Consider the following 16,958-nt stretch of genomic DNA (forward strand, 5'->3'; position numbering starts at 1 on the left):
GAGGGGAAAGAGCAGAGCCGAGGGACTGCGAGGGCCTGGCTTTCTCTTGCACCTGGCGCCTCCTCCCCCTGCCTCCTCCCCCTCGCCACGCGGGAGCCCCCGGTTGCCCGTCGCTCACAAGTTGGGTGGTTTTCGAAGGCCCTAAAAGCATCCAGGCCTCATGCCGCCACAAACATGCTGGTAGACGACTTGACGATTTTCGGACTACTTTGGGAGGCCGTGAAAAACCACCCAACTTGTGAAGCTGGCCCCTTTCCGGCCGCCCCAAAGCCCGCTACAGGCGCATCTCCTCGGTGTCGTCGTCGATCTCGCGGCGGATGGCGCGCAGCACCGGGTCGTGCTCGAGCCCCGCCGCCGGGTCCTCCGGCAGGTACACCGCGAGCCGCCCGTCGAGCGTGCGGAACGTCGCCCAGCCGTCGGCGTCCACCTCCACGTCGTCCTGCTCTCCGATCACGCAGCACCAGCGCTCGCGGACGTGTCGCTCGCCCACGTACATGCGCTTCTCGCCGCCGTCGCGGTCGGTCAGCACCACGGCCACGCCGCTGCCGCGGTGCGCGTCGTCGCCCTCGCGCGTCCAGCCGACCACGTCGGGCGCGTCCAGGAAGTCGTGCTGCGGCCCGTAGGCAAAGCGCCGACGGATCTCCATCAGAAGCGGCAGCTCCGTCACCGCCGGGATGTCGCCGCCGTTGGGCATGCCGTAGAGGTCGCCGTAGAAGACGCAGGGGTAGCCGGCCTCGCGCAGCAGGATCAGCGCGTACGCCGCAGGCTTGAACCACGTCTGGACAAAGGACTGCAGCGCCTGGCCGGGCTGCGTGTCGTGGTTCTCGGCAAAGGTCACGGCGTGCACGGGGTCGCGCTCCACGAGCGTCCCCTCGAAGATCCGCGAGAGGTCGAAGTCGCCGTTGGAGCAGCTCGCCCGGTAGAGGTTGTAGTGCAGCGGCACGTCGAAGAGCGACATCGCGCGCTCGTCGCCCAGGTAGCCGAGAAGCTCGTCGGCGGTGCGGGCCCAGTACTCCCCCACGCAGAAGAGCTCGCGGCCCGCGCGGGCGCGCACGTCGGAGAGCCAGCGCAGGAAGAAGCCGCGGTCGATGTGCTTGAGCGCGTCCAGGCGGAACCCGTCGAGGTCGCAGGCGTCGACGTACCACGCGCCCCAGCGCACGAGCTCGTCGTACACGACCTGGTAGTTGACGTCCACGTCGGCGCCCATGAGGTAGTCGTAGTTGCCGTTCTCGGCGCGGTCCACCGCGTCGTCCCAGTGCTTGCCCTGGAATAGGAAGATCCCCTTGGTGCGGGTGCGCTCGTCCCAGTCCACGCCGTGGAAGCACGTCCAGTCCCAGCGGAAGTCGGAGTAGGCGCCCGCGCGCCCCGGGAAGTCGAAGCGCGTCCACGCCTCGATCGTCCGGGACTCGCCGATCCGCGCGTCGCGGTCGGAGCCGCGCACCTCCTGCGCGACCACCTCCTCGCAGCCGTCGGCGCCCAGGCGCTGGTTGAGCACCACGTCCGCGAGCGCCTGGATGCCGCCGTCGTGCAGCGCGGCGATGGCCGCCTCGTACTCGGCGCGCGTGCCGTACTTGGTGCGCACGGACCCCTTCTGGTCGAACTCGCCCAGGTCGTAGGCGTCGTACACGCCGTAGCCCACGTCAGCCGCGCCCTTCTCGCCCTTGTAGGCGGGCGGGAGCCACACCGCGGTGATGCCCTCGTAGGCGAACGACGCGGCCTGCTCGGCGATGCGGCGCCAGTGCGAGCCGTCGGCGGGCAGATACCACGAGAAGCCCTGGAGCATGGTCCCGTTCATCGGGGCGCGGCCCGCCGCCCCCGGTGCGGCAGACGCTGGGGTCCCGGCCGCGTCGCTCATGCGCTCTCCCCCTCGGCCGCGTCGTCGACGAGGGCCACGCCCGCGGCCGCGGCGAGCCGCTCGGGCGTGGGCTGGTGCAGGATGCGGACGGCGCAGTACGCGCACGCCGCCATGAAGAGCAGGTCGAACACGAGGTCGAACGAGAGACCCATGACGCCGCGCTCAGCCACCGAGGCCGCCGCGTGGACCGCGTCGGCCACGAGCGACACCGCGGCGAGCGCGAGGAAGGGCCGGATCCTCTGGGGCCGGTTGGAGCCGAGGATGCCCAGACCGCCCACGGCCATGTTGATGGCCGAGCTGGCACCCGCGGTGACGAGCAGGGCAAAGAGCTCGCCGGTCACGCGCACCGGGATGCCGGTGATGACCGCGCGCTCGCCCTCGCCGTAGACCACGAGCGCCGCGCCGATCACGACCGCCACCACGATGGTGAGCACGCCCTTGACGATGACCACCTCGGAGAGCGCGTGCAGCGCGCGCTGGTGGCGCGAGCGCAGGAACGTCTCGCCGCGGACGCCCTCGTCGTGCTCCTCCTTGACCTTGTCGGCCAGGCGCGAGCAGATCAGCACGTAGACGATCGTGGCGGTGAGCACCACGGGGTTGAACAGGATGAACGTGCCGAGGCCCCAGCCCCACACGATGGCCGCGAGCACCGCCAGCCCCACGAGGTAGCAGAGGAACCGGTAGGGCCCCACGCGCGCCGCGTCGTTGGAGGCGGCGATGCCGAGGACCGCCGTGAGGATCAGCAGGCCCGCGGCCACCACGATCATGACGCCGAAGGTGGCCACCCACCACAGGTCGTGCGTCCCCATGACGTTGGCGACGAGCACGATGACGCCGCCCACCAGCACGAGCGCGCCCACGATCGCCATCAGGATCGAGACGATCCGCAGGACCGCCTGGGCGGGCGTGCGCGGGACGGAAGGCTCGAGGTCGATCACGTGCGCTCCCCTCTCTCAGATGTGGGGAGTATACCCCGACGCGCCGCGCGACCCGCCGCGCGGGGCCTCAGGAGAAGGTCGCGCGCTCGTAGGGCGTCGCCTCGGCGAGGTAGCCGCGCGCGGCGAGGGCGCGCCCCACGGCGTCGAGGTCGTCCTCGGACGCGGCGCTCACGTGGTGGAAGTGGTAGCCGCCCGTGACCTCCATGAGCGGCGTCGAGCGCCCGCTCGCGAGCTCGTCCACGAAGCGCGCCACGTCGCGGCGGCTGCCCACGCCGAGCGGCGAGCAGACCTTGCCGTAGACGCGGTGGTTGACGAAGACGTCCTCCACGCGCCCGCCCGCGTCGACGATGCACGTGAGCTCGTCGGCCGTCTGCTCCGTGCTGTGGTGGCACTTGAACAGGCGCACGGGGCGGGAGGCGGGGGCGTCGGCCAGCACGTAGCCGCGGTTCGTGGCGACGATGCGCTCCCCCCGGCCGCGCAGCAGGGCCACGTCGGTCACCACCACCTGGCGGCTCACCCCGCAGCGCTCGGCGAGAAGGGCGCCGGACAGCGGCCCCTCCGCCGCGCGCAGCTCGTCCAGGATGCGCGCGCGCCGCGCCTCGCCCGCCGTCACCCCAGCACCTCGAGGTGCTTGAGCGAGAGGTCGAGGATCGGCGCCGAGTGCGTGAGTGCCCCGCACGAGACGAAGTCCACGCCCAGGTCGGCGTAGGCGGCGGCGTTGGAGACGTCCACGTTGCCGGACGCCTCGGTCTGCGCGCGCCCGGCGACGAGCGCCACGGCCTCGGCCATCTGCTCGTGCGTCATGTTGTCGAGCATGATGACGTCGGCACCCGCCCCCACGGCCTCGCGGACCATGTCGAGCGTCTCGCACTCCACCTCCACCTTGTCCACGAACGGCGCCGCGGCGCGCGCGGCGGCCACGGCCCGAGCCACCCCGCCGGCGGCGTCGATGTGGTTGTCCTTGAGCAGCACCCCGTCGGAGAGGCCAAAGCGGTGCATCGAGCCGCCGCCCAGGCGCACGGCCTCGCGCTCGAAGAGGCGCATCCCCGGCGTGGTCTTGCGCGTGCAGACGAGCGTGGTGCCGCTGCCGGCCAGCGCGTTGGCCACGCGCCGCGTGTAGGTGGCGATGCCGCTCATCCGCTGCAGGTAGTTGAGGGCCGTGCGCTCCCCCTCCAGCAGCGCCCGCACGTCGCCCTCCACGGTGGCGAGCAGCTGCCCGCTCGCCACCCGCTCCCCGTCCGCCGCCGCGGCGTCCACGCGCGCCGAGGCGTCCAGGAGCTCGAAGACGCGCGAGAAGACCGCGAGGCCCGCGAGCACGCCGTCGGCCTTGGCGATGAGCCGCACGCGCCCGCGCCGGGGCTCGGGCATGACGGACATCGTCGAGACGTCGCCGAACGGCATGTCCTCCCTCAGCGCCGCGCGGATGTGCTCGTCCATCTGCATCTGAACCATCGGGTCCGTCATCGTCTCTCCTCTCGTCCGCGCCAAGGCGGCGCGTCCCCGCCAGCTTACTCCCCCGACGCCGCCTCGGCGCCGGTCAGAAGCGCCACGTCCGTCACGTCGCGCGACCCCGCGATGAAGCGCGAGCGCGCCCGTGCCGCGAGGGCGAGCTGGGCGGCCGTGTCCTCCGCGAAGCGGTCGCGCATGATCTTGTCGGCCGCGCGCTGCGCGAACACGAGCGACTCGAGCAGGCTGTTGGACGCGAGGCGGTTGCGCCCGTGCACGCCGTTGCAGCAGGTCTCGCCGCAGGCAAAGAGGTGCGGCAGCGTGGTCTCGGAGTCGGAGTCCACGTGGATGCCGCCCATGAAGTAGTGCTGCGCGGGCACCACCGGGATCGGCTCCTCGCGGATGTCGTAGCCCTCCTCGAGGCAGTGCTCGAGGATGTGGGTGAAGTGGCCCTCGATGGTCGCGCGCGGCACGTCCCGGAAGGACAGCCACACGTGCTCCGATCCCTCCTCGGCCATCTTGCCCAGGATCGCCGCCGAGACCACGTCGCGCGGCTGGAGCTCGTCGCAGAACCGCTCGCCGCGCCCGTCGAGAAGGACCGCGCCCTCGCCGCGGGCGCTCTCGGAGATGAGGAAGGCGCGCCCGGGCCGCTCGGTCCACAGCGTCGTGGGGTGGATCTGCACGTAGTCCATGTGCTCGAGCAGCGCCCCGTGCTCGGCGGCCACGCGGCAGCCGTCGCCGGTCAGGCACGAGAAGTTCGTCGAGTGGGCGTAGAGGCCGCCCACCCCGCCGGTGGCGAGCACGGTCGCGTCGGCGTTGATCTCAAGGCGCTCGCCGCGCGGCCCGAGGGCCACCACGCCGCGGCAGACGCGCGCGCCCGACGCGTCGAAGCCCTCGATGAGGTCGGTCATGCAGGTGTGCTCGAGGATCCGGGCGCCGGGCAGCTCGCGCGCGCAGGCGAGCAGGTGCTCGGTGATCTCCTTGCCGGTCACGTCCTCGTGGTAGACGATGCGCGGGCGGGAGTGCGCGCCCTCGCGCGTGTAGTCGAGGCTGCCGTCGGGCCGCCGGGCGAAGCGCACGCCGCGCTTGACGAGGTCGTCGATGATCGGGCGGCTCGCGCGGATCATGAGGTCCACGCTCTCCAGGCGGTTCTCGTAGTGGCCCGCGCGCAGCGTGTCCTCGAAGAACGCCTCGTAGTCGTCCTCGTCGCGCAGCACGCAGATGCCGCCCTGCGCGAGCATGGAGTCGCACTGGTCGACCCCCTCCTTGGAGAGCAGGACCACCGAGAGCGCGCGCGGCAGGTTGAGCGCGCAGTACAGGCCGGCCACGCCGCAGCCGACGACGACCACGTCGCAGTCGATGACGCGCGTGCCGTCGGCGCGCGACCGCTCGGCCGCCGGCACCGTCCCGCGCGCGCGGCGCGGCGCGGCGGCGCCCCGCTCGCCCGCCGTCATGCGCGCCCCAGCTCGAGCATGCGCGCGAGCGCGCGGCGCGCGCCCTCGGCGACGTCCGCCGGCGGCAGCGCCACCTCGCCCGTGCCGTCGCGCAGGCAGGCGACGAGCCGCTCGACGCTGATGCGGCCCATGTCCGGGCAGACGGGGCGCGGCGCCGGGAAGTGGAGGCGCTTGCCCGTGCCGGCGCAGCGCCGCTCGAGCTCGCCGCGGACCCCGTCGACCGTGAGGATGACGAGGTCGCGCGCGTCCGACGCCGCGGCCCGCTCGATGATCTGCGAGGTGGAGCCCGCGAAGTCCGCGAGCGCGAGGACGTCCTCCGGGCACTCGGGGTGCGCGAGCACCTCGGCCCCGGGCAGCTCGGAGCGGAGCCGCTCGACCTCGGAGGCGGAGATGGCCTGGTGGATGGGGCAGAAGCCGTCGTTCAGGATCACGTTCTTCTCGCCCGCCTGCCGGGCCACGAAGCGGCCGAGGTGGCGGTCGGGGACAAAGAGCACGTTGCGCTGCGGCAGCGCGCGCACGATCCGCACGGCGTTGGAGGACGTCACGCACACGTCCGACCACGACTTGGCCTCGGCCGTCGAGTTGACGTAGCAGGCCACGGCGAGGTCGTCGCCGTAGCGCTCGCGCGCGGCCTCCACGGTCTCGCGGCGCACCATGTGCGCCATCGGGCAGTCGGCCGCGGGGTCGGGCATGAGCACGGTCTTGTCCGGCGAGAGGATCTTGGCGCTCTCGGCCATGAAGCTCACGCCGCAGAAGACGAGCGTGCGGTTGGGCAGCGTCGCCGCCAGCTGCGCGAGGGCGAACGAGTCGCCCACGTGGTCCGCCAGCTCCTGTACCTCGGGCGCGACGTAGTAGTGCGCCAGCACCACCGCGTCCCGCTCACGCTTGAGGCGCGCCACCTCGGCGCGCGCGTCGTCTCCCATGCCTCTCCCCTCCACGCGACACACAACGCGCCCCAGTATACAGCTCCCTTTACAGCTGACAAGACACCTCACGGAAGCGATGGGGGCGAAGGCGCGACCGGCGCCTCCGCCCCCGCGGTCGCGTCGCATCAGGCGGCGTGGTCGAACTGGGAGTTGTAGAGCTCCGCGTAGAACCCGCCGGCGGCGAGAAGCTCCTCGTGCGTGCCCTTCTCGACGATGTCACCGTCGCGCAGTACCAGGATGACGTCGGCGTTGCGGATCGTGGAGAGCCGGTGCGCGATCACGAAGCTCGTGCGCCCGACCATCAGCGTGTCCATCGCGCGCTGGATGAGCTCCTCGGTGCGCGTGTCCACGTTGGAGGTCGCCTCGTCCAGGATGAGGATCGGCCGGTTTGCCAGCACGGCGCGCGCGATGGTCACGAGCTGCCGCTGCCCCTGGCTGAGGTTGGTGCCCTCCTCGTTGATGACGAAGTCGTAGCCCCCGGCCAGCGTGCGGATGAAGCGGTCGCAGCGCGCGGCGCGCGCGGCGGCCTCGACCTCCTCGTCGGTGGCGTCGGGCCGGCCGTAGCGGATGTTCTCGCGGATCGTGCCGTTGAAGAGCCACGTGTCCTGCAGCACCATCGCGAACTGGCCGCGCAGCGCGGCGCGGTCCCAGTCGCGCACGTCGGTGCCGTCCACGCGCAGCGACCCCGCGTCCACGTCCCAGAAGCGCTGGAGCAGCTTGATGAGCGTCGTCTTGCCGGCGCCGGTGGGGCCGACGATGGCCACGGTCTGGCCGGGCTCGGCCACGCAGCTGAAGTCGTGGATCACGGTCTGCCCCGGCAGGTAGCCAAAGCGCACGTGGTCGAACTCCACGCGCCCGTCGCGCCGCTCGGGCACGCGCGGCTCGGCCGGCTGCTCCTCCTCCGGCGCGGCCAGGAACTCGAAGACGCGCTCGGTGGCGGCGGCCATCGACTGCATCGTGTTGGACACGTTGGCGAGCTGCTGGACCGGCTGCGTGAAGTTGCGCACGTACTGGATGAAGCTCTGGATGTCACCGGGGCCCGCCTGGCCCGAGAGGCACAGCCCCGCGCCCACCACCACGACGCCCACGTAGCCCATGTTGCCCACCAGGCTCATGAGCGGCATCATCAGGCCAGAGAGGAACTGGCTGCGCCAGGCGCTCGTGAACAGGCGGTCATTCTCGCGCTCGAACTGCTCGACGGAGGCGTCCGCGCGGTCGAAGACCTGGATCACGCTCTGTCCCGCGAAGTCCTCCTCCACGATGCCGTTGACGCTGCCGAGCACCTCCTGCTGCTCGCGGAAGTAGCGCTGCGAGAAGTGCACCACCACGCCCACGATCAGGATCGAGGCGGGCAGCGTGAGCACCGTCACGCCCGTGAGCGGCAGGCTGATCGAGAGCATCATCACGAGCACGCCCACGATCTGCGTGATCGAGGTGATGAGCTGCGTGATGGACTGGTTGAGCGACTGGCCGAGCGTGTCCACGTCGTTGGTGATGCGGCTGAGCACGTCACCCTTGCTGTGGCCGCTGAAGTAGCTCATCGGGACCACCGCGATCTTCTCGGCGATCTCGGAGCGCATGCGGTAGCAGATCTTCTGCGTGACGCCCGTCATGAGCCAGCCCTGCACGAGGTTGCACCCCGAGCTCAAAAGGTAGATGCCCAGCAGGCCGAGCAGCGTGGCGCCGATCCAGGCGAAGTCGACCGACCCCGTGCCCTGCACGGTGGCCACGAGCCCCTCGTAGAGCTTCGTGGTGACCGAGCCGAGCACGCGCGGCCCCACGATGTTGAAGATGACCGAGCACACGGCGAACACCAGGGCGAGCAGGACCGCGACCTTGTGGCGTCCCACGTAGCCCAGCAGGCGGCGCATCGTGCCCTTGAAGTCCTTGGCCCGCTCGGTCGAGCGGTGCCCGCGTCCCATCGGCGGCATCAGCGCTCACCTCCCCTCGCGGCCGCGGCGTCCGCGGCCTTCTCGGTATGTGGAAAAGGGACAGTCCCTTTTCCACCTTCCAGGCCGAGCTCCTCGGCGGAGAGCTGGCTCTGCGCGATCTCCAGGTAGGTGGGGCAGCTGCGCAGGAGCTCCTCGTGCGTGCCCTGGCCCACCACGTGGCCGTCGTCGAGCACGATGATCTCGTCGGCGTGCATGATCGTGGCGATGCGCTGGCCCACCACCACGACGGCCGCGTCGGTGACGGTCCGCGCGAGCTCCTCGCGCAGGGCGGCGTCGGTCTTGTAGTCGAGCGCGCTGAACGAGTCGTCAAAGACCACGACCTCGGGGTGCTTGGCCAGGGCGCGCGCGATGGCGAGGCGCTGGCGCTGGCCGCCGGACACGTTGGAGCCGCCCTGGCTGATGGGGCTCTGCCAGGCGCCCTCGCGCTCCTCAACGAAGTCGGCGGCCTGGGCGATCCGCGCCGCCTCGCGCATGTCGTCGTCCGACACGGAGTCGCCGGCGAACTTGAGGTTCGACTCGACGGTGCCCGAGAAGAGCATGCCCTGCTGCGGCACGTAACCGATGCGGCGGCGCAGCTCCGAGAGGTCCCAGTCGCGCACGTCCACGCCGTCGAGCAGCACGCCGCCGCCCGTGACGTCGTAGAGGCGCGGGATGAGCTGCACGAGCGTAGACTTGCCCGAGCCCGTGGAGCCGATGATGCCGGTCATCTTGCCGGCGTGGGTGGTGAAGCTCACGCCCTGGATGACGTCGCGGCGCGCGTCGGGGTACTGGAAGCTCACGTCGCGGAAGGTGAGCTCGCCGCGCGGGGCGCCCGCGGCGGGCAGCTTGGGGCGGGCGGGGCTCTGGATGGAGAGCGGGCACTCGAGCACCTCGTCGATGCGCTCGGCGGCCACCTCGGCGCGCGGCAGGATCACCGACACCATCGTCAGGATCATGAACGCCATGACGATCTGCATCGTGTAGGAGATGAACGCCATCATGTCGCCCACCTGCATGACGCCGTCGGCCACGCCGTGGCTGCCGAACCACACGATCATCACCGTCACGCAGTTCATGACGAACATCAGCAGCGGCATCATGAAGCTCATCGCGCGGTTGGTGAACAGCTGCGTCCTCATGAGGTCCGTGCTCGCCTCGTCGAAGCGCTCGAGCTCGTGGGCCTGCTGGCCGAAGGCGCGGATCGGCATGATGCCGTCGAGCATCTCGCGCGCCACGAGGTTCACGCGGTCCACGAAGGCCTGCATGCGCTTGAACTTGGGCATCGTGAGGCCCATGAGCACGCCCACCACGGCGCACACGGCGATCACGGCCACGCCGATGGTCCACTCAAGGCCCGTGGAGGTGGCGAGCACGCGCATCACGGCCACCACGCCCATGATCGGGGCGAGCAGCACCAGGCGCATGAACATCGTCGTGGCCATCTGGACCTGCTGCACGTCGTTGGTGCAGCGCGTGATCAGCGACGCCTGGCTGAACTTGTTGACCTCGGCCGGCGAGAAGCGCATGACCTTGGCGAAGGTCTCGCGGCGCAGGTCGCGCGCGATGGTGGCCGCGGTGTGGGAGGCCACCGCGCCGGTCAGGACCGTGGCCACCAGCGAGACGAGGCACAGGCCGAACATCACGGCCGCGGTGCGGCCGAGGTAGGCGTTCTGCACGTCGGCGGCGGAGATGCCCTGCGCGGAGTACTCGGCGCTCACGTAGGAGATCGCGCGCTGCGTGACGATCGAGCCGCCCATGGCGCCCATCTGCTCGCCGAGCGCCTCGGCGGCGTCAGCGAGCTGGGAGCGGGTCAGGACCCCGGCCTCCACGAGCGCGCGCACGTCGTCGAGGGTGATCGTGGCGCCGGCGGGCGGGGCGGCGACGGCGGTGCCGGCCGAGGGGGCCTCCGCGCCAGCCGAGTCGCCGGCCAGCGCGGAGGCGTCGACGCCCTGCTCGAGCGCCAGCGCGGCGACCTCGGGCAGGCTCATGGCCTCGGCGAGCGCCGAGCCCTCGTCCTTCTCGGCGGCCGTTCCCTGGTAGGCGCGGACGCCCGAGGCGTCGGCGGGGGCGTAGGCGGCCTCGACGAGCGCGACGTCGTCGTCGGACATGAAGAGTTCGAGGTCATCGAGGGCGCTCGCGCGGATGGTGTCCGGCACGGGGCTCTCGATGCCGCCCTGCTGGATGCCCACGTCCACGATCTCGCTCATGTAGGTGGGCAGCGCGAGCTCGGCGTTGGCCTGGACCACGAGCAGCGCGATCACGGCGATGACGGCGAGCACGTGGTGCTTGAAGAGACGGACGATCCTCACTGGCCGGCCCCCTCTCGCGCCGCGCGGTCGCGCAGGATGTCAACCGTGCGTCCGACGATGCGCAGGAGCTGCGCGGCGTCGTCGGTGCCCAGCTCGGACAGGTAACGGGCCACCACCTGCGTCCGCTCCGCGCGGACGCGGCCCGCCTCGGCACGGCCGGCGTCGGTGAGGCTGACCTCCACGTTGCGACGGTCGGCGGCGGAGTGGGCGCGCGAGACGAGGCCCTTCTCCTCCAGCGAGCGCAGGATGTTGGCCACGCGCGCGCTGGAGACGTGCGCGTGCGCGCCGAGCTGGCCGGGCGTCATCGGCGCGCCCGCGCGGGAGAGCGTCATGAGCGTGGCGGTCTCGCCGCGCGTCGTGTTGAGCACGACCGGGGTCAGCGCGCTGACCAACGAGCCGAGCTCGCGCAGCAGCTCCTCCGCGAGCTCGCCATAGGTCGGAGTGTCCTCCATGGCTTACTCCTAACACTAGAAGATGCTTACGGTGTTAGGTGATACCCCGTCGAAGGCGGCTGATACCCCGTTCACGCCCTCTTCACATGCCTGGGACAATGGGGACGGAGGTGTTTGTCATACCCCCGTCCCCATTGTCCCTAGCCGCTCACCGATACCCGTACGCCAATCGAAGCCGGATGGGGTATAGCCCTGAGCACAGTCGCGCGAGGGAGAGGGGGAACCATGCCGCGCACGGCCAGAAAGGGGGCGGAAACCGACCTCTATCACGTCATCGTTCGCGGGACCGGGCGCCAGATCATCTTTGAGGACGACACCGACCGAAGGCGCTACCTGCGATTGCTCTCGCACGACCTCACCGAGCATGAGGGCGCACTTCTCGCCTGGTGCCTCATGGACAACCATGTCCATCTTCTCTTCCACATGCCCCTCGAGGAGGTCTCCGCGCTCATGAGGACGCTCGGCTCCTCGTATGCCCTCTGGTTCAACGAACGCCATGACCGCGTCGGCCACCTCTTCCAAGGCCGGTTCCGCAGCGAGCCCATAGAGTCCGAGGCATACCTATTGACCGTCGTCCGATACATCCACCAGAACCCCCTCAAGGCCGGCCTCTGTACGACATGCGACGAGTGGCCCTGGAGCAGCTACCGGTCGTATCTCAGAGACGAGAAGGACGCCCGTCTCCAAGAGCTGATTGATTGCGACCTTGTTCTCGGCCTGCTCGGTGGCACTACGGAGTTTGAGCAGTTTCATCTCATCGCCGACGAGGCCGCGCCCTGTCTTGACATGGACAGGGCAACGAGCAGGCGATTCATCCCCGACGAAGAGGCGCTGCACGTGGCTCGCGCGGCCCTGTGCGAGACGCGCCCCGAGGAGGTGTGCGCGCTCCCCCGTCCACGGCGTGACGAGGCGCTGCGCACCTTACGCGGCGCGCGTCTCTCAATCCGACAGATCGAGCGCATCACGGGCGTGTCCCGCAGCGTTGTGTCGAGAGCATGCCGCATGCGCGTGACAATGGGGACGGAGGTGTGACAAACACCTCCGTCCCCATTGTCCCCATTACGACAGGGCGACGCCGCCGAGCCAGCCGCACAGCGGGGTGGCGAGCGCGCTGTAGTAGCTCACCCAGTACGACAGGCTCGTCGTGCGCACGGTGCCCACGTTGTCCATCACGGTGCCGCCGCCCACGTAGATGCCGATGTGGCCGTACAGCCGCCCGGCCGCGCTCGACGGCGAGGTGTTCACCGCGATGATCATGCCCGGCTGGATGGCGGACGGCGAGGTGTGGCACCAGCTGTAGTACATGTCGTCGGCGTTGCCCCAGAACGACCCGATGCCGGCGCGCTGGAAGACGTTGGTGACCCAGGCCGCGCACAGGCCGCTGCCCGGCGAGGGCGTGGAGTGGCAGGCGCTGATCAGCGCGGAGAGCGACCCGCTGCCGGTGATGACCGAGCCGCCGGTGCTCCCGCCGGAGGGGCGGCTCTGCTGGGCCTGCTGCTGCGCGGCCTGCTGGGCGGCCTGCTGCGCGGCGAGAAGCTCGGCGTCGCGCTGCGCCATGAGGTCCTGGACCTCCGACGACAGGCTGCTCACCAGCTCCTGGGACTCCTCCTGCTTGGAGCGGGCCTCCTCCAGCTGGGCCCGCTGCTCGCTCTGGAGCTGCTCGAGCTCGGAGCGCTGGGCCTCGAGCTCGTCCTGCTGCTGCTCGAGCTCGGAGCGCTCCTGCTCGAGCTGGTCGCGCAGGACCCGGACCTCGTCGATCATCTCGCGGTCGGCCTGGCTGATCTTGTCGAGATAGTAGATGTTGCTCGTGAGCTCCTCAAAGCTGCTCGACGAGAGGAGCAGGTCGAGCGTCGAGGTCGCGCCGGCCTTGTAGCTCGCGCTCATACGCTCGCCGAGGACCTCCTGCTTGTCCTCGATCTGGGCCTGCTTCTCGTCAATCTGGTCCTGCTTCTCGTCGATCTGCTCCTGCATCTGATCGATCTGGTCGTTGAGACCGGCCACCTGCGCGGTGGTGTCGGAGAGCTGCGAGGCGATGGACTCGTACTCGGACGAGATGCGGTCGAGCTCGGCCTGGGCCTGGTCATAGCTCATCTGGGCCGCGTCGAGCTGCTCCTGGGTGGTGGCCGCCTCGGCCACGGACGGCAGCAGCGTCGAGCAGATGCCGGCGCCGATGAGCAGGCGCAGCGCGTCGCGACGGGTCACGGTGCGCGGCGTCGGGAGGCCGGCGGGGGATGTGCGCGTGTGGGGCATCGGGAGTCTCCTTGGGTGTGGTTGGGGAGCGTCGGAAAACTCGAGACCCAATTCTAGCCCAACGCACGCCCGCGCGCCGCGCGCCCACCGGACCGCCACGTGCCCAAGACGCCCGCACGACCGGGCGCGGCGCGGCCTCAGCGGTTCTCGATGCTCGCGACGTTGCCCACCGTGATCGTGATGCGTCCCTCGGCGTTGGTGGAGAAGTCCAGGTAGCCGGGCTTGTCGGCCAGCTCGGAGGGAAACGTGATCTCCACGCCGGTGTCCGTGCGGATCTTGTGGCTGCGCGTGAGGCGGTTGGCCACGCCGCGTCGCACGGGCGCCTCCTCGGGCAGCCGAGCCTCGCTCACGCGCTGCTCGTAGCGCTCAGCCATCTCGGGGCGGTCCTCAAAGACGGCGCGCCCCACCTCGGCGGGCGAGAAGGACTCCTCCGCGTCGGCCGTGCGCGCCACGAGCGCCTTGGCGCGGCTCACCTCCACGGCGGGCTCCAGGCCGAACTCCTCGGCCACGTCGCGCACGATGACGCTCACCTCGTCGATGACCTCGTGGCTCGAGGCCTCGCTCGTGCAGCACAGGAAGCGCTCCGGGATCACCATGACCTTCTCGCCGCCCACCTGGCGCTCGCGGTCGTGGAAGTCGATCGCGCCGGTCTCGGCGTCCACCAGCACGTAGCTCGCCACCTTCTGCGAGGGGTTGGGCAGCGTGGCGTCCAGGCGCGCGATGTCGTTGGCCGCGCCGCCCACCTCGTGCACGAACGCCTGGCGCCGCGGCAGCAGCATCACCGCGAAGTAGCGGCGGCCGGCCTCGCCCTCGAAGGCGACCTCCTCGCCGGAGGCGGCATCGGTGTCGGCGAAGTCGGCGACGAGCAGGTCGCACTGCTCGAGGTCCTCCGCGCGGCGCAGCTCCTCCCAGAACCACTGCGCGATGTCCGTGGAGAAGCCCACGAAGTCGCGCTCGCCGGCAAGATAGCGCTGGAGCTCGGCCGCGAAGGCCGAGTCCGGCGCGAACGTGCCGTGGCGGCTCTCGGCGTTGGCCGAGATCTTGCGCAGGTGGCGCTGGACGTAGGAGCGCGTGGTGCGCACGTCCAGGTCGAGCGGGCGCTCCGAGAAGTACGTGGAGCCCGCGTCGAAGTCAAAGACGTGCAGGATGGCGGCGGAGACCCTGAGCATGGACACCCCCTGGCGAGAAGGCAAACGGTCGGGAGACCCATGATAGCGCTTGGCGGCGCCGCGCCCTTCTCGTCACATGCGCAACTGCGCTTTGCCGGCAATCGTGAGTTGCGCGTGGTCGCAGCGCCGGATGAGCACGCGCAACTCAAGAAAACCCATCCGTTTGCACAAAAATCCCGAGTTACGCATGGCGCCGACCACGCGTAGCTCGGGATTTGCAGCAATCGCTCGGCCCCGCCCGCCGCGCTCGTGGCGAGAAGGGCCCGGTCCCGTCACTCCCCGGAGGGCTCGGGACGCTGGGCCTCCATGGTCTCGGCCACCTCGCCCTCGCCGCTCACACGCTTGCCGTCGGCGTCGCGCTCGAGCGCGGGAATCAGCATGCGCAGCGAGTTGTCCGTGGCGTTCTTGCGCGGCGACTTCTTCGCGTAGCGCTTGACCGCCGCGGCCGTCTTGTTGATGGCCTGCAGCGTGCCGGCACCAGCCACGCAGCCGCCCGGGCACGCCATGCCCTCGAGCAGGTAGCCCGGGTACTTGCCCTTGACGGCGTCCTTCATCATCTTGCGGCACTCCTCGAGGCCCTCGGCGTTGGCCACGTTGACCTCGCGGTCGGGGTAGCGGCGGTGGATGGCGTTGACCACCGCGCCCGCCACGCCGCCGGCCACCGCGAACCCGCGGCCGTCGGCCGAGGCCACCTCGAAGTCGGACGAGCCCTCGCCCTCGAGCTTGGTGTACTCCTCGATGCCGCGGGCCTTCATCATGCCCATCATCTCCTCGAAGGTGAGCACGAAGTCCACCTCCGAGCGCACGGACTTGCGCATGGCCTCGAGCTTCTTGGCCGAGCACGGCCCCACGAAGACGATCTTGGCGCCGGGGTGCTGCTTGCGGATCAGGCGCGCCGTGAGCGTCATGGGCGTGAGCGCCATCGAGATGCAGTCGGCGTGGTCCGGGAACTCCTTCTTGGCCATGACCGACCACGCCGGGCAGCACGACGTGCCCATGAACGGGATCTTCTCGGGCACCTCCTCGAGGAAGTCCTCGGCCTCCTGCACGGTGCACAGGTCCGCGCCGATGGCGACCTCCTCCATGCCCGAGAAGCCGAGCACGCGGAAGGCCTGGCGCAGCTTGTCCACGTTGCCCTTGCCGCCGAACTGGCCCACGAAGGCGGGCGCGACCTCGGCGATGACCTCGTCACCGGCGTTGATGGCCTGGATGACCTGGAAGATCTGGCTCTTGTCGGCGATGGCGCCGAAGGGGCAGTTGATGAGGCACTGGCCGCAGCTCACGCACTTCTCGTAGTCGATCTGGGCGCGGCCGTGCTCGTCGGAGCCGATGGCGTGCATGCCGCAGGCCTCGGCGCAGGGCCGCACGTGGTGCTGGATGGCGTGGTAGGGGCAGGCCTTGGCGCACATGCCGCAGTGCACGCACTTCTCCTGGTCGATGTAGGCCTTCTTGTCCACGAAGGTGATGGCGCCCTTGGGGCAGATCTCGCGGCAGGGGTGCGCGAGGCAGCCCTGGCAGGCGTTGGTCACGCGGTAGACGTTGTCCTCGCAGGCGTTGCACGCGAACTTGATGACGTTGACCAGCGGCGGCTGGTAGTAGGTCTCGGGCACCGAGGCGGCGGCGAGGCCCTCGGTGAGGCTCTCGGGCTTGTCCACGTCCTGCAGCGGCAGACCCATGGCCAGGCGGATGCGCTCCGAGACGATGGCGCGCTCCAGGAAGACCGACTCGCGGTAGGTGGCCACGTCGCCGGGGATGATCTCGTACGGGAGGTTGCGCAGCTTGCGGCGGGTGGTGAAGGGGTCGTCGTCGGCCATCTCGTAGGCGATCTTGGCCACCGAGCTGAAGACGTTGCGGCGGATCTCGGTCAGGTTGGTGTAGACGCCGCGCATGGTATCGGCCATTTGCCCCTCCCCGGGTCAGGTGTGCGGAAGGCGCCTCCCCCCGAGGCGCCAGACGTGGCTCAAGTATCGCACAGCCGGCGGGCCGCGGTGCTCGGCGGCGCGGGGCCAGGGGCGGTTACGTACACCTCCGCGGGTTACGTACACTGTTGCAACTCTGATTTGTCGCCGTCTGGCGAGAAGCGCCTGGTCAGCGCGACGTCCTTCTCGTTATCAAAGTTACAGCTGTGTACGTATCCGGCTGGAGTGTACGCCGATACTGTTTAGTGGCCCGGGAGCCCGTTCCGGGCTATGATGCGCGGCGCGGGGCGGTGGCTCCGGAGTGTGCCG

General features: G+C 70.3%; 14 protein-coding genes. 2 read left to right on the top strand and 12 right to left on the bottom strand.

Annotated elements, in window-relative coordinates:
- Positions 1 to 274: 274 nt before the first annotated feature.
- The 9 genes from ACWTSU_RS05615 to ACWTSU_RS05655 form a co-directional block, all read right to left on the bottom strand.
- Positions 275 to 1,855, bottom strand: a complete 1,581-nt coding sequence (locus ACWTSU_RS05615) for an alpha-amylase (protein WP_455138895.1) — start codon at positions 1,853 to 1,855, stop codon at positions 275 to 277.
- Positions 1,852 to 2,793 (bottom strand): hypothetical protein, encoded by a 942-nt coding sequence (locus ACWTSU_RS05620; protein ID WP_455138896.1) that lies wholly within the window; start codon positions 2,791 to 2,793, stop codon positions 1,852 to 1,854. Before ACWTSU_RS05620 ends, ACWTSU_RS05615 begins: the two co-directional genes overlap by 4 nt.
- Before the next feature lie 67 nt (positions 2,794 to 2,860).
- Positions 2,861 to 3,406 (bottom strand): 3H domain-containing protein, encoded by a 546-nt coding sequence (locus ACWTSU_RS05625; RefSeq protein ID WP_455138897.1) that lies wholly within the window; start codon positions 3,404 to 3,406, stop codon positions 2,861 to 2,863.
- Positions 3,403 to 4,257, bottom strand: coding sequence for a carboxylating nicotinate-nucleotide diphosphorylase (nadC, locus tag ACWTSU_RS05630; RefSeq protein ID WP_455138898.1), 855 nt, complete (start codon positions 4,255 to 4,257; stop codon positions 3,403 to 3,405). The genes ACWTSU_RS05625 and nadC overlap by 4 nt, the downstream gene beginning before the upstream one ends.
- 44 nt (positions 4,258 to 4,301) lie before the next feature.
- On the bottom strand, positions 4,302 to 5,693 hold the full coding sequence (locus ACWTSU_RS05635; RefSeq protein ID WP_455138899.1) for an L-aspartate oxidase: 1,392 nt from the start codon (positions 5,691 to 5,693) through the stop codon (positions 4,302 to 4,304).
- Entirely contained in the window at positions 5,690 to 6,616 is a 927-nt protein-coding gene (nadA, locus tag ACWTSU_RS05640) for a quinolinate synthase NadA (protein WP_455138900.1), read from the bottom strand. The genes ACWTSU_RS05635 and nadA overlap by 4 nt, the downstream gene beginning before the upstream one ends.
- Positions 6,617 to 6,744: 128 nt before the next feature.
- On the bottom strand, positions 6,745 to 8,541 hold the full coding sequence (locus ACWTSU_RS05645) for an ABC transporter ATP-binding protein (protein ID WP_455138908.1): 1,797 nt from the start codon (positions 8,539 to 8,541) through the stop codon (positions 6,745 to 6,747).
- 8 nt (positions 8,542 to 8,549) lie between these two features.
- Entirely contained in the window at positions 8,550 to 10,859 is a 2,310-nt protein-coding gene (locus ACWTSU_RS05650; RefSeq protein WP_455138901.1) for an ABC transporter transmembrane domain-containing protein, read from the bottom strand.
- A complete protein-coding gene (locus ACWTSU_RS05655) occupies positions 10,856 to 11,311 on the bottom strand; it encodes a MarR family winged helix-turn-helix transcriptional regulator (RefSeq protein ID WP_455138902.1) in 456 nt (151 codons plus the stop codon). The genes ACWTSU_RS05650 and ACWTSU_RS05655 overlap by 4 nt, the downstream gene beginning before the upstream one ends.
- A gap of 225 nt (positions 11,312 to 11,536) precedes the next feature.
- Between ACWTSU_RS05655 and ACWTSU_RS05660 the strand changes: the two genes are divergently transcribed.
- A complete protein-coding gene (locus tag ACWTSU_RS05660) occupies positions 11,537 to 12,343 on the top strand; it encodes a transposase (RefSeq protein ID WP_455138903.1) in 807 nt (268 codons plus the stop codon).
- A 27-nt stretch (positions 12,344 to 12,370) separates the two neighbouring features.
- On the opposite strand, the gene ACWTSU_RS05665 is transcribed toward ACWTSU_RS05660, so the two are convergent.
- Together ACWTSU_RS05665 and ACWTSU_RS05670 are read right to left on the bottom strand one after the other, a co-directional pair.
- Positions 12,371 to 13,561, bottom strand: coding sequence for a coiled-coil domain-containing protein (locus ACWTSU_RS05665; protein WP_455138904.1), 1,191 nt, complete (start codon positions 13,559 to 13,561; stop codon positions 12,371 to 12,373).
- Positions 13,562 to 13,698: 137 nt separating this feature from the next.
- The gene (locus ACWTSU_RS05670) at positions 13,699 to 14,730 is read right to left on the bottom strand and encodes a nucleoid-associated protein (RefSeq protein ID WP_455138905.1); all 1,032 of its coding nucleotides are present in this window, start codon (positions 14,728 to 14,730) and stop codon (positions 13,699 to 13,701) included.
- Positions 14,731 to 14,769: 39 nt separating this feature from the next.
- Here ACWTSU_RS05670 and ACWTSU_RS05675 point away from each other — a divergent pair, with 39 nt between their 5' ends.
- Complete coding sequence (locus ACWTSU_RS05675; RefSeq protein WP_455138906.1) at positions 14,770 to 14,937, top strand: hypothetical protein; 168 nt, start codon at positions 14,770 to 14,772, stop codon at positions 14,935 to 14,937.
- Between the two features lie 65 nt (positions 14,938 to 15,002).
- Here the strand turns inward: ACWTSU_RS05675 and ACWTSU_RS05680 are convergent, their stop codons facing one another.
- On the bottom strand, positions 15,003 to 16,631 hold the full coding sequence (locus ACWTSU_RS05680) for a 4Fe-4S dicluster domain-containing protein (RefSeq protein WP_455138907.1): 1,629 nt from the start codon (positions 16,629 to 16,631) through the stop codon (positions 15,003 to 15,005).
- Positions 16,632 to 16,958 lie beyond the last annotated feature (327 nt).

It is taken from the genome of Thermophilibacter sp., from assembly GCF_966187215.1.